Source organism: Pseudomonas sp. TH06 (assembly GCF_016651305.1).
Lineage (GTDB): Bacteria > Pseudomonadota > Gammaproteobacteria > Pseudomonadales > Pseudomonadaceae > Aquipseudomonas.
In genome coordinates this window covers 474,385-486,725 of sequence record NZ_JAEKEC010000001.1, presented here as the reverse complement: position 1 = coordinate 486,725, position 12,341 = coordinate 474,385, and the positions used below count along the sequence as shown (strand labels likewise).

The 12,341-nt window shown below is 59.6% G+C and carries 9 protein-coding genes; 2 read left to right on the top strand and 7 right to left on the bottom strand.

Annotated elements, in window-relative coordinates; genetic code table 11:
* Position 1 precedes the first annotated feature (1 nt).
* Both JFT86_RS02280 and JFT86_RS02275 read right to left on the bottom strand, forming a co-directional pair.
* Complete coding sequence (locus JFT86_RS02280) at positions 2-2,527, bottom strand: sulfite reductase flavoprotein subunit alpha (RefSeq protein ID WP_201238542.1); 2,526 nt, start codon at positions 2,525-2,527, stop codon at positions 2-4.
* A 236-nt stretch (positions 2,528-2,763) separates the two neighbouring features.
* The gene (locus JFT86_RS02275; RefSeq protein WP_201235444.1) at positions 2,764-5,073 is read right to left on the bottom strand and encodes a TonB-dependent siderophore receptor; all 2,310 of its coding nucleotides are present in this window, start codon (positions 5,071-5,073) and stop codon (positions 2,764-2,766) included.
* Between the two features lie 207 nt (positions 5,074-5,280).
* Here JFT86_RS02275 and JFT86_RS02270 point away from each other — a divergent pair, with 207 nt between their 5' ends.
* Positions 5,281-5,961 carry a Fe2+-dependent dioxygenase gene (locus JFT86_RS02270; RefSeq protein WP_201235442.1) on the top strand — a complete coding sequence of 227 codons (681 nt, stop codon included), beginning with the start codon at positions 5,281-5,283 and terminating at the stop codon, positions 5,959-5,961.
* On the top strand, positions 5,958-6,707 hold the full coding sequence (locus JFT86_RS02265; RefSeq protein WP_201235440.1) for a tetratricopeptide repeat protein: 750 nt from the start codon (positions 5,958-5,960) through the stop codon (positions 6,705-6,707). The genes JFT86_RS02270 and JFT86_RS02265 overlap by 4 nt, the downstream gene beginning before the upstream one ends.
* Positions 6,708-6,853: 146 nt before the next feature.
* Here the strand turns inward: JFT86_RS02265 and JFT86_RS02260 are convergent, their stop codons facing one another.
* The 5 genes from JFT86_RS02260 to JFT86_RS02240 form a co-directional block, all read right to left on the bottom strand.
* On the bottom strand, positions 6,854-8,017 hold the full coding sequence (locus tag JFT86_RS02260) for a type III PLP-dependent enzyme (protein WP_201235438.1): 1,164 nt from the start codon (positions 8,015-8,017) through the stop codon (positions 6,854-6,856).
* Between the two features lie 649 nt (positions 8,018-8,666).
* Positions 8,667-9,824 (bottom strand): ABC transporter ATP-binding protein, encoded by a 1,158-nt coding sequence (locus JFT86_RS02255; RefSeq protein WP_064585939.1) that lies wholly within the window; start codon positions 9,822-9,824, stop codon positions 8,667-8,669.
* Positions 9,821-10,474, bottom strand: a complete 654-nt coding sequence (locus JFT86_RS02250) for an ABC transporter permease (protein ID WP_123534029.1) — start codon at positions 10,472-10,474, stop codon at positions 9,821-9,823. Before JFT86_RS02250 ends, JFT86_RS02255 begins: the two co-directional genes overlap by 4 nt.
* 13 nt (positions 10,475-10,487) lie before the next feature.
* Positions 10,488-11,393, bottom strand: coding sequence for a glycine betaine ABC transporter substrate-binding protein (locus JFT86_RS02245; RefSeq protein ID WP_201235436.1), 906 nt, complete (start codon positions 11,391-11,393; stop codon positions 10,488-10,490).
* A 21-nt stretch (positions 11,394-11,414) separates the two neighbouring features.
* Positions 11,415-12,104, bottom strand: a complete 690-nt coding sequence (locus JFT86_RS02240; RefSeq protein WP_169432591.1) for an ABC transporter permease — start codon at positions 12,102-12,104, stop codon at positions 11,415-11,417.
* Between the last annotated feature and the right edge of the window lie 237 nt (positions 12,105-12,341).

Genomic DNA, 12,341 nt, shown 5'->3' with positions numbered 1-12,341 from the left:
GTCAGTAGACGTCGCGACGATAGCGGCCCTGCTCGATCAGTCTTTCAACTTCAGCCGCGCCGAGGATGTCGTTGAGCACTTGATCAACCCCGGACGCCATCCCCTGAAGGCTGCCGCAGATGTAAATCACCGCTCCCTCGGCCAGCCATTTTTTCAACTCGTCGGCGGATTCACGCAAGCGATCCTGCACATAAATCTTCTCTGCCTGATCCCGCGAGAACGCCAGATCCAGCCGCGCCAGATCGCCATTGATCAACCACTCTTCCAGCTCCGCACGGCAGAGGAAATCGTGTTCACGATTGCGTTCGCCAAACAGTAACCACTGGCGCGTTTGACCATCGGCAATCCGCGCCTTGAGCAGACTGCGCAACCCGGCCAGCCCCGTGCCGTTACCCAGCAGAATCATCGGCACGGGCTGGTTCGGCAGGTGGAAACCGCTGTTGCGTCGCACGCGCAAACTGATGCTGCCGCCCACTGGCGCATGTTCGGTCAGCCAGCCGGAGCCGATGCCAAGGCTGCCGTCGGCGTGCTGTTCCTGACGCACGATCAGCTCCAGCACGCCGTCGGCGGCAATCGAGGCGATCGAGTATTCGCGCAGGGTCAGCGGCACCATCGCATCGACCAGCGACTGCGCATGCAGACCGACCAGATGGGCGCGATGCTCGGGCAGTTGACGTGTCGCCAGTGCCACTTCAAGGGGCTCGTCGAGGCCGTTGATGGTCACCGACGTTTCGCCACGAATGCCGAGGCCGTCGAGGAAGTGCTCGATCACCCACGGACAGTTGCGCGGCAGCACCTCCACCAGATCACCGGCCAGCCAGCTGCTGGTGCTCGGCGCGCTGAGGCCCAGCAGGTAAACCGGTGAACCGCTGCTGTCCGGGTTCATCAGTTCACGGCGCACCAGCGTCCAGTTGTCGTAGCTCGGCGCTTGCCAGGTGTCGACCGGTGTTTGCCCGGTGAGCAGGCCGAGTTGGGTTTGCCAGTGACGCAGGGCGTAGGGATCGCCACTGTCGACTTCCACCGGTGCGAACAGGGTCTTGCCACCGTGTTCGCTGAGCCACTGATGCAGACGATGGGCGAAACCACAGAAGTGCTGGTACTGACGATCGCCCAGCCCGAGCACGGCATAGTTCAGAGTGTCGAGAGCGGCAGCCTTGCCCAGCACCTTGCGCTCGAAACCACGAGCGCTGTCCGGTGCCTGACCGTCACCAAAAGTGCTGACCACAAACAGCGCGTTGTTCGATTCCAGCAGATCCTGCTCGCTGACATTCGCCAACGGCTGCACCTTCACCGGCAACCCGGCAGCCTGCAATTGGCCGGCAGTCTGCCACGCCAGTTGCTCGGCGAAACCGCTTTGGCTGGCGAAGCCAATCAGCCATGCCGACGCATCGTCGTCCGGTTGTTCGAGACCTTTGCGCGCGTCCTTGATCTGCTTTTTCTTGCGGCGACGATCAAGGTACAGCAGCCATCCGGTGATGAAGAACAGCGGCATGCATACGGCCGCGAGGGTGATGATGATCCGCCCGACGAGGCCGAAATAGCTGCCGACGTGCAGTGCGTAAATGCTGGTCAGCAGTTGCGCCTTGAAGCTCTTGTCGGCGTAGCGGTCGACGCGTTTGACGATGCCGGTGGCCGGGTCGAGAGTGATCTGGTTCAGGGCGCGATCATGCGGCGAGCTGTCAAGCAGGTAGAACACCGTCGCCGGTTGACCGGCCACCGCCGGCATGCGGATGTTGTAGGCGGCCAGACCCGGGCCGGCAGCGCTGTAGATGCTGCTCCACATCGCCGCGTAATCGGCCGTCGGTGCCGGGCCTTCGGGTGCGGGGCCGCTATTGCGCACGCGCTCGTTTTGCGGTGCGTCGGAAAGCAGTCTGGTCAGGCCCTTGTTGTACCACTCGTAGGACCACGACAACCCGGTCAGCGCCAGCAGCAGATAGACCAGCAGGCACCAGGTGCCGGCCACCGAATGCAGATCCCAGTTGAAGGCGCGGCCCTTTTTCTTCCAGTCCAGGGTCAGCCATACGCGCCAACTGTTCCACTGGCGCGGCCAGCGTAAATACAAACCTGAGAGGCAGAAGAACAGCAGGATCAGGGTGCAGGCGCCGGTTATGTTGCGCCCGGTATCGCCCATGGCTAGGAAACGGTGCAGTTGCAGCATCAGGCCGAAGAAGTCCTGGCCCACGGCGTCGCCCATAAATTCGCCGGTATATGGATCGAAGTAGCGCATTTCGCCACGGCGCTCGCCTTTGGGCGGGGTGAAATACACCCGTGCCGCGTTGCCGCTGTCGGTCTCGACCCAGAGCATCGAGACTTTTTTGGCGGAAGTGGCTTCGATGCGCTCCACCAGTTCAACGGGCGGCAGGACGCCGGCGACTTGTTTTTCCACTTGCAGCACTGAAGGGTTCAGCGCCCGCAGGATTTCGTCCTGAAACGAATAGGCCGCGCCGGTGATGCCCATCAAGGCCAGCACCAGGCCGGCGGTGATGCCAAAAAACCAGTGCAACTGGAACAGGGTTTTCTTCAACACGTCACTCGCCGTCCATTCGGAAATTGTCTTCACGGCGCGCATTATGCCGTGGGTTATCGAGAAGCGTTCTTTATTACGCACAAAAGCCCCGTTCAATTGAATGAACGGGGCCAAGCCTTGCGGTGCATTCCCTGTAGGAGTGAGCCTGCTCGCGATAGCGGCGTGTCATCCAATCAATTTGCTGACTGACACAACCCCATCGCGAGCAGGCTCACTCCTACAGTTTCCAATATCGCTTAGAAGTGGAAGTTTGTGCTCAACAGTGCCGTGCGGCCCGCTGCCTGGTTGGCGAAGTGGGTCGAGAAGGCTTTGTCGTAATAGGTTTCGTTGGTCAGGTTCTGCACGTTGAGTTGCAGGTCGACGTTCTTGCTCAGCTTGTAGGCCGCCATCGCGTCGTAACGCACATACGAATCGACCATGGTGGTGTTGGCCACGTTGCCGAATACGTCGTCGACGTAGAAGGCACCGCCACCGATGGTCAGCTTCGGCGTGAGCTGGTAAGTGGTCCACAGGCTGGCGCTGTTTTTCGGCGTGTTAGGCAGCTGGTTGCCGTCGGTGGCGCGGTTCAGCGGGCCGCCGTCAACCTGTTCGCTGTCCATGTAGGCGTAACCGGCGAACACTTGCCACTTGTCGGTGATCTTGCCGCTGGCCGACAACTCGACACCTTGTACGCGGGTTTTGCCGGCGTTCTCGTACGACGTGGTGTCGACTTGCACACGCGCGTTTTCTTTCTCGGTGCGGAAGACGTCAGCCGTCAGCGACAGACGATCGTTGAGCAGGTCCCACTTGGTGCCGATTTCGTAGTTCTTGGTGGTTTCCGGCTCCAGGTCGCTGCTCAGCAGATTGCCGTTGCGATCCTTGGTGCCGCCCAGCGGGTTGCCGTCCATGCCTTCGCCCAGAGTGTTGCCCGGTGGCGTCGCCGAAGTGGCGTAGGACGCATAGATGCTGCCGTTTTCCGCTGGTTTGTAAACGATACCGAACTGACCGGTGACGAACTCGCTGACGTCATCGCCCTTGGCAGTGGTGGCGCCGGCAGCGGTGTAGGTCTTGTAGTCGGTGTCGAAGTGGTCGTAACGCAGACCCATGTTCACCAGCCATTGCTGGGACAACTCCAGGGTGTCGAACACATACAGCGCATACGTGTTGGCCTTGGTGTCGGTGCCGGCGTAGTTGCGCGAGATCGCGCCGTTCCACGGATCGTTCGGGTTCGGGTTCGACAGCGAGGTGCAGTTGTAGCCACTGGATGCGCCGATCATCGATGGCGTGCAGTTGCTGCTCGAAGGCACGTTGGTGGTGAGCGGCGTGGTGTCGGTGTTGACGTTGTACGAGGACTTCTGGCTTTCCTCACGGGTGTATTCAACGCCAGTGGAGAAGCTGTTCTTGAAGCCGGCGACGTAGAAATTGCCGAACAGGTCAGTCTGGTTGGTGGTGGTCTCGGTGTTGCTCACCCGAGTATTCGCCCGACGCCAGAGGCTGCCGTTGTTGACGTTGCCCTTGCTGTCGTCCGGCTGGGTGAGGATGTAATCCTGCATGCTGGTGCCGTGACGCAGGGTGTTCTTGATGGTCAGCGAGTCGCTCAGGTCGTGCTCGATGGCGAAGGTCGCGGTGTCGGTGCGGCCCTTGCGGAAGTCGCGATCCAGACCGTAGAAATTGCTGTGGTCGCCACCGGCGTACGGCTTGTCCGGGTTGGATTTTGTACGTGGGTTCGACAGGGTGTAGGGGATGCCCGAATCCGGGGTGTCGTTGCTTTCGAGATGGTAGTAGTCGAGGTTGACGCGGGTGTCAGTACCCAGTCCGAACGCCAGCGACGGCGCGATGCCCCAGCGGTCGTAATCGACTTTGTCGCGCCCGGCGACATTGCTCTCGTGGCTCATCAGGTTCAAACGGCCAGCGGCGGTGTCGCTGAACTGGTAGTTGCCGTCGAGGGTGTAACGCTGAGTCTGGTCGGAACCCCAGGTGAAGCCACCGTCGAACGAGTTGCCCAGGTGTGCTTTTTTGCTCACCAGGTTGATGCTGCCGCCCGCCGCGCCGCGACCACCGATGGCGGAGTTCGGGCCCTTGCTGACTTCAATGTTTTCGACGGCGAAGATCTCGCGGCTCTGCGAACCGGTGTCGCGCACGCCGTCGAGGTAGGTGTCGCCCTGAGCGTCGAAACCACGGATGAACGGGCGGTCGCCCTGCGGGTTGCCGCCTTCACCGGCACCGAAGGTGATGCCTGGCACGGTGCGCAGCGCGTCCTGCATGTTCAGGGCGCCGGTGTCTTTGAGGACTTGTTGCGGAATGACGGTCACCGAGCGCGGCGTGTCGACCAGCGGCGCGGTGTACTTGGGCGAGGAGGCTTTCTCGACCTGGTAGGACGTCGGGTCCTGCGCTTCGCCAGTGATGGCGGTAGCGTCCAGGGCGATGGCATTGCCGGCGGCTTTGCTGTCGGTCTTTTCGGCGGCGAACACCATGTGGCCGGCGGAGCCTGCGGTGATTGCCACACCGATTGCAGAGGCGAGCAGACGTGGTGAACTGACCGGTAATTGTGCGTGTTGACGTGCCATTTTTATTCCCCTCCCCAAGGATTTGAGGCGGCGGAATATAGGGTAAACAAGTATTCGTATCAATTGCGAAACATTGCTAACTGCACTGAATTTACATTCTTTACAATTTAGCCTTACGGTTTTTGCCAGTTCATTCGTCTTGCGGGTTGTACACAGCCAATAAGAATCAATACCATTGCCGCCTCTTTGCCATCAGGTGACATTGCCATGCTGCTGCACATTCCCGCTCTGTTCGAAAAAGACGAAGTGCAGCGCATTCGCCAGGCGCTGGAGCAGGCCGATTGGGCTGATGGCAAGATCACCGCGGGTTATCAATCGGCCAAGGCCAAACACAATCTGCAACTGCCCGAAGGTCATCCGCTGGCCAAGGAAATCGGCGCTGCGCTGCTCGAGCGGCTGTGGAAAAATCCGCTGTTCATGTCTGCTGCGCTGCCGCACAAAGTGTTCCCGCCGTTAGTGAACTGTTACACGGCGGGCGGCAGTTTCGATTTCCACATCGACAACGCGGTGCGCCAGCCCAAGGGCAGTATCGAGCGCGTGCGCACGGATCTGTCGGCAACGCTGTTTTTCAGCGAGCCTGAAGATTACGACGGCGGCGAACTGGAAATTCAGGACACCTATGGCACGCAACGGGTGAAGTTGCCGGCCGGCGACATGGTGTTGTACCCCGGCACCAGTCTGCACAAGGTCAATGCAGTCACCCGCGGTGCGCGTTATGCGTCGTTTTTCTGGACGCAAAGCCTGGTGCGCGAAGACAGCCAGCGCGCATTGCTGTTCGAAATGGACGGTGCGATTCAGCAGCTCACCCAGGACGTGCCGGATCACCCGTCGCTGATTCGCCTCACCGGCACTTATCACAACCTGCTGCGGCGCTGGGTCGAGGTATGAGTTTTCAACTGCGCCGCGAAGAAGTCCTCGATGCCTCTGGGCTGGCAGCGATGCTTGAGGAAAGTCCGGCTCGCGCCGCGCAGGCGATTCTGCTGGCGGCGGGCGAGGGCGCTGTCGAGGCGCAGGCGCTGCTTGGACAGATTCTTCTGGACGGGCACGGCATCGCGCAGGATCAACCGCTGGCGCTGCGCTGGTTTGGCATTGCTGCCGGGCGCGGGCATCTGATGGCGCGCAACATGTTCGGTCGTTGTCAGGAGCATGGTTGGGGCGTTGCGGCGGATGCGTCGATTGCGGCGCAGCATTACCGAATCGCCGCAGATGCCGGGCTGGACTGGGCGATGTATAACCTTGCGAATCTGCTGGCGACCGGGCGTGGTGTCGCCGTGGATCATCTGCAGGCGCTGTCGTTGTATCGGCGCGCGGCTGAACTGGGCCATGCGAAATCGATGAATCTGCTGGGACGCTATCTGGAAGAAGGGCAGGTGTGCCCGGCGGATCCGGTCGCGGCTCGTGACTGGTATCGGCGCTCGGCTGAGGGTGGTGATTTTCGCGGGCAGTTCAGTTATGCGGCGGTGTTGGCGGATGAGGGTCGCATCGATGATGCAGTCATGTGGCTTGAGAAGGCATTGGCCGGCGGTAATCTGAATTTCCTGCGGGTGGCCAGTGAAGCTCTGGCCAGTGCGACCGATCCAAGGATTCAGGCGTTGGCAGCCGAGTACGCTCACCGCTACAAATCACTCCTGTAGGAGCTGCCGCAGGCTGCGATCTTTTGATCTTGATCTTCAAAAAGAAAAATCAAAAGATCGCAGCCTTCGGCAGGTCCTACAGTGGAATGTCAGGCACAAAAAAGCCCATGACACGTCATGGGCTTTTTGCATTACGGTTTCAGCGCTTACACGTAGTAAGACTTCAGCGGCGGAAAGCCATTGAATTCAACCGCGCTGTAACTGGTGGTGTATGCACCGGTCGAAAGCCAGTACAGACGATCACCGATTGCCAGGTTCAGCGGCAGGCCGTACTTGTAGTTTTCGTACATGATGTCGGCGCTGTCGCAGGTCGGGCCGGCGATCACGACTTCTTCCATCTCGCCTTTCTTCTCGGTCCAGATCGGGAACTTGATCGCTTCGTCCATGGTTTCGATCAGGCCGGAGAACTTGCCCACATCGGTGTATACCCAACGCTCGACGGCGGTGCGCGACTTACGTGCGACCAGCACCACTTCGCTGACCAGAATACCGGCGTTGGCGATCAACGAACGGCCCGGCTCCAGGATGATTTCCGGCAAGTCATCACCGAAGTCTTCTTTCAGGAAGCGGATGATTTCTTCGGCGTAGGTTTCCAGGCTGTTGGTGCGGGTGATGTAGTTGGCCGGAAAGCCGCCGCCCATGTTGATCAGCTTGAGGTGGATGCCGTCTTCTTCTTTCAGGCGTTCGAAGATCACTTTGACCTTGGCGATCGCCGCGTCCCAGACACTGATATCGCGCTGTTGCGAACCGACGTGGAACGAGATGCCGTATGGCACCAGACCGAGGTCGCGGGCGAGGATCAGCAAGTCCATGGCCATGTCGGTCTGGCAGCCGAATTTGCGCGACAGCGGCCAGTCAGCCGTGGTCGAGCCTTCGGTCAGGATGCGTACATAGACTTTCGAGCCCGGCGCAGCCTTGGCGATGTTGCGCAGATCGGCTTCGGAGTCGGTGGAGAACAGACGCACGCCCTTCTCGTAGAAGTAGCGGATGTCCTTGGATTTCTTGATGGTGTTGCCGTAGCTGATACGGTCCGGGCTGACGCCGCGATCCATCACCTTGTCCAGCTCATAGATAGAGGCGATGTCGAAGCTCGAACCTTTCTCTTTGAGCAGGTCGATGATCTCGACGGCCGGGTTGGCCTTGACCGCGTAGTAGACCTTGGCAAATTCGAAACCGGCGCGCAGGTCATCGTAGGCCTGGCTGATCATCGCGGTGTCGATCACCACGAACGGGGTTTCCTGTTTGTCGGCGAACGCCTTCATTTTGTCGAATGTAGCGCGCGCGAAATAGTCTTCGACCTGGATCGACATGCTGGGAACTCCTACTGGCAAACTAAATTAATCAATGGGTGCAAATGAACGTCCTCCGTATCCCCACTTTGGTTCGCCTACTTCCCAAGGCATGTCGCCGAAAGCAAAAAGGCCACGGGAGTGAAGCTTCCCTTGGCCTTGCTGTCTCGTCGTCAGTACTTGAGCCGGATGGATCGTTTCCAGCATGGACGTTCGGCGCGAACTTTAGGGCGTGAGGGGCCTGAGATCAACTAAAAATGTCGCGTTTCTGCACGCTTCTGACGTGCGTCGCGTTCATCACTCTTTGTAGCCGACCGAGATGACGGGCAGATGTTCCCCGGGAATTTCAGAGTGTTAAAAATACCTGTACGTTCGACGCTTTTGTGCGCCAAGTCGTAGATAAGTGTGATAGCCGCAACATCGGCGACGTTGGCGGCGAGAGGGGGGGTTGAGGGGGATTTTGGTGAGTGTGGAAGTTATTGCAGGGGGGCTTTTGAAGGTTGGGTGTTGAGATTTTTTTCCGCCCTGCGAATGAAGAAAAAATCACGCAAATCCTGTAGGAGTGAGCCTGCTCGCGATGACTTTTTTACCGTCAACATCTTCATTGACTGATATTGCGCTATCGCGAGCAGGCTCACTCCTACAGGGATGGGTGTTTTTTACCTGATAATCAGGCGACCACGGCTTCAGCCGGCGAGACGATGCTGGTCTTCATCCCCCGCGAACGACCCGAACTCAAGTAAGCAGCAATCGACTCCTGCGTCACCTCGCCAAGGAACACCCGCTCGGCATCCATCACCGGCAGCCACGAACGGTTGAACTCATACATGCGCGACAACAGGATGCGCAGATGCTCGTCGTACGCCGCCGTCGCGTTGAACTCACGCAGGTACTGCGCACAAGTGCCAGTCTGGCGGTGCAGGTCGCGACGGCGCACGTAACCCAGCGCCTTGTTCTCGGCGCAGGTGACCACGACATAGCGACGGTCATGCTCGTCCATCAGTTCCAGCGCATCGGCCACCGGGGTTTCCGGGCTGACCGACGGCGCGTTGTCCGCCGCATCTTCCGCCTTCACTAGAAGCAGGCGTTTGAGCGTGCTGTCCTGGCCGACGAAGTTGCTGACAAAGTCGTCCGCCGGATGCGCGAGCAACGTGTCCGGATGATCGATCTGCAAGAGTTTGCCGGCGCGGAAGATCGCGATCTTGTCACCGAGTTTGATCGCTTCGTCGATGTCGTGGCTGACCATGATCACGGTCTTGTTCAGCGCCCGTTGCATCTCGAAAAACTCGTTCTGGATCATCTCGCGGTTGATCGGGTCGACCGCACCGAACGGTTCGTCCATCAGCAACAGTGGCGCATCCGCCGCCAGTGCGCGGATCACGCCGATGCGTTGTTGCTGACCGCCGGACAACTCACGCGGATAACGATGCAGATACTGCTTGGGCTCCAGCTTGATCATGCTCATCAGTTCGCGGGCACGGTCGTGGCATTTCTGTTTGTCCCAGCCCAGTAGTTTCGGCACCACGACGATGTTCTCTTCGATGGTCATGTTCGGGAACAGACCGATCTGCTGGATCACGTAGCCGATGTTGCGGCGCAGGGTCACTTCGTCGAGGTCGGTAGTGTCTTCACCGTTGATGAGGATCTTGCCCGACGTCGGTTTGATCAGACGGTTGATCATTTTCAGCGTGGTGCTTTTGCCGCAGCCCGATGGCCCGAGGAACACACAGATTTCGCCTTCATTGACGGTCAGGCTTACCGAGTCCACGGCTTTGACATCTTTGCCGTTGCTTTGGAAAGTTTTGCTGAGGTTTTGAAGTTCGATCATTTGAGCAGTCCTTTTGGAGTCAACGAGCGTTGCAGCCATTGGAGAAACAGGTCAGCGAAAATGGCCAGGAGACTGACCAGCAGTGCGCCGACGATGAGCATCGACATGTCACTGCGGCTGATTGAAGCGAGGATCAACACACCGAGGCCGCCGGCGCCGATGGTCGCGGCGATGGTCATCACGCCGATGTTCATCACCACGGCGGTGCGCACGCCGGCAAGGATCACCGGCACCGCAATCGGCAGTTCGACCATGCGCAGACGCTGGCCGAAGGTCATGCCGATGCCACGTGCGGCTTCACGGATACCCGGTTCCACGCCAGTGAGGGCGAGGTAGGTGTTGCGCATGATCGGCAGCAGTGAATAAAGGAACACGGCGGTGATAGCCGGCATCGGGCCGAGGCCCTGGCCGAACTTCGAATAGAACGGCAGCAGCAGGCCGAACAGCGCAATCGACGGCACGGTCAGCAGCACCGTGGCGCTGGCCTGCAACGGGCCGGCGAGGCTCGGGAAGCGTGTCATCAGAATGCCCAGCGGCACGCCAACAACAATCGCCAGCGTCACGGCGATGCCGACCAGCGTGATGTGCTGCCAGGTCAGGTGCATCACCTGCTGCCAGTCGAGATGGGAAAAGGCGTTCAAGAATTCCATGACTTCTCCTCTCTTAATTCAGTGGATGCTGGCGCAGGAAATCAGCGGCGACCGACGACGGGCTTTCATGATCGACATCGACCCGCGCGTTGAGCTGGCGCATGGTTTCGTCGTCGAACAACTCGGCCAGCGGTTTCAGTTGCTCGGCGAGTTTCGGGTGGGCATCGAGGTAGGCCTGACGCACCACGGGAGCGGCGGTGTAGTCGGGGAAGTAATGCTTGTCGTCTTCCAACAGCTTCAAGCCGAAGGCGTTGAGGCGACCGTCGGTGGTGTAGACCAGACCGGCGAACACCTGGCCGTTGCGCAACGCCGTATAGACCAGGCCCGCGTCCATCTGACGGATGTTCTTGCGGGTCAGGTTCATGTCGTAGAGCTTGACCATGCCGTCGAGACCGTCGGAGCGATTGGCAAACTCGGTATCCAGCGCCACCAGGTGATTGGTCTTGGCTTCAGCCTGCAACACGTCGTTCAACTGGCTGATGTTGTTGATCTGCGGATATTCCTCGGCGACGTTTTTCGGCAAGGCGAGGGCGTAGGTGTTGCTGAATTTCGACGGCGTCAGCCAGACCAGGCCTTTTTTCGCGTCGAGTTCTTTCACCCGGGCGTAGGACTGTGCGCTGTCGAGTTTCTCGGTGACATGGTTGTAGGCCACCAGTGACACGCCGGTGTATTCCCAGAGCATGTCCAGTTGCCCGCTTTCGTGGGCACTGCGGGCCAGATTGCTGCCCAGGCCGCCGGTGATCTGCGCGTCGTAGCCTTTGCTGCGCAGGTATTGCGCGGTGATTTCCGCGAGCAGGGTCTGCTCGGTAAACACCCGGGCGCCGAGGCGGATCACGGGTTTTTCAGCGGCTTGCGCCAATCCTGCGAACAGCAGGACGCAGCCCGCTATCAATCCCAGAGTCGAACTAAATCGTTTCATAAATATTCCTTCGCAAAAGCCTTAAGACGGGCGCAAACCGCGTTCCAGCCAGAGGCGGCTGGCGAGGGTGACGACGCCATCGAGCAGCAAGGCCAGCAGCGCGGTGCACGCGGCGCCGAGCAGCAGTTGCGGCTGATTGTTCAGGGCGATGCCGGGGAAAATCAGGCTGCCGAGGCTGTTGGCGCCGATCAGGAACGCCAGCGGCGCAGTACCGACGTTGATCGCCAGCGCGACACGCACGCCACCGACAATGATCGGCACGGCGTTGGGCAGTTCGACTTGCCACAGCACCTGACGCGGGGTCATGCCGATGCCGACGGCGGCTTCTTTCAGCGAGCCCTGGACGTTTTTCAGGCCTTCGTAGGTGTTGCGCACAATCGGCAGCAACGAGGCGAGGAATAAAGCAAAGATCGCCGGACCACTGCCGATGCCGAGAATGCCCAGGGCAATCGCGAGTACGGCCAACGGTGGCACGGTGTTACCGATATTGAAGATCTGCATGAAGCGTTCAGCGCGGCCGACCATGGTCGGGCGACTGAGAAAGATGCCGGCGGGGATGCCCACGACAAGGGCGGCCAGCATTGAAGCGAGGACGAGAATCAGATGAGCTTGCAGGTAAAACAACAAATCGTCGCGGTAGTGTTCGATCGTGTTGATGCCGATCCAGTGGACCAGCAGGGCCAGGAGCGCGATCACCACCGCACCTCCCATCAGCCCTTTGCCATAGCGGATAGCCACAGGCGGACTCCTTTTTTATAGTCGGCGAACGCAGTCCCGTGTGGCATGCCTTACTTGGCTGCCGGGAATAAACGTTCGCGAGAAGCAGCTCCCTCAGCACCGGCAAAAAGCGGTCTGAAAGCGAGCCATGAGCGCAGCCTCGTCAGGCTAACTTGCTGATTTTTCAGCCCCTGACGAAATGCCGTAACAGGGGATGGACGTCTCCGTGCT

What these genes read in the sequence shown, in the direction of transcription:
- JFT86_RS02275 (WP_201235444.1), bottom strand. Translation starts at nt 5,073, where the DNA reads ATGGCACGTCAACACGCACAATTACCGGTCAGTTCACCACGTCTGCTC.
- JFT86_RS02270 (WP_201235442.1), top strand. Translation starts at nt 5,281, where the DNA reads ATGCTGCTGCACATTCCCGCTCTGTTCGAAAAAGACGAAGTGCAGCGC.
- JFT86_RS02265 (WP_201235440.1), top strand. Translation starts at nt 5,958, where the DNA reads ATGAGTTTTCAACTGCGCCGCGAAGAAGTCCTCGATGCCTCTGGGCTG.
- JFT86_RS02260 (WP_201235438.1), bottom strand. Translation starts at nt 8,017, where the DNA reads ATGTCGATCCAGGTCGAAGACTATTTCGCGCGCGCTACATTCGACAAA.
- JFT86_RS02255 (WP_064585939.1), bottom strand. Translation starts at nt 9,824, where the DNA reads ATGATCGAACTTCAAAACCTCAGCAAAACTTTCCAAAGCAACGGCAAA.
- JFT86_RS02250 (WP_123534029.1), bottom strand. Translation starts at nt 10,474, where the DNA reads ATGGAATTCTTGAACGCCTTTTCCCATCTCGACTGGCAGCAGGTGATG.
- JFT86_RS02245 (WP_201235436.1), bottom strand. Translation starts at nt 11,393, where the DNA reads ATGAAACGATTTAGTTCGACTCTGGGATTGATAGCGGGCTGCGTCCTG.
- JFT86_RS02240 (WP_169432591.1), bottom strand. Translation starts at nt 12,104, where the DNA reads ATGGGAGGTGCGGTGGTGATCGCGCTCCTGGCCCTGCTGGTCCACTGG.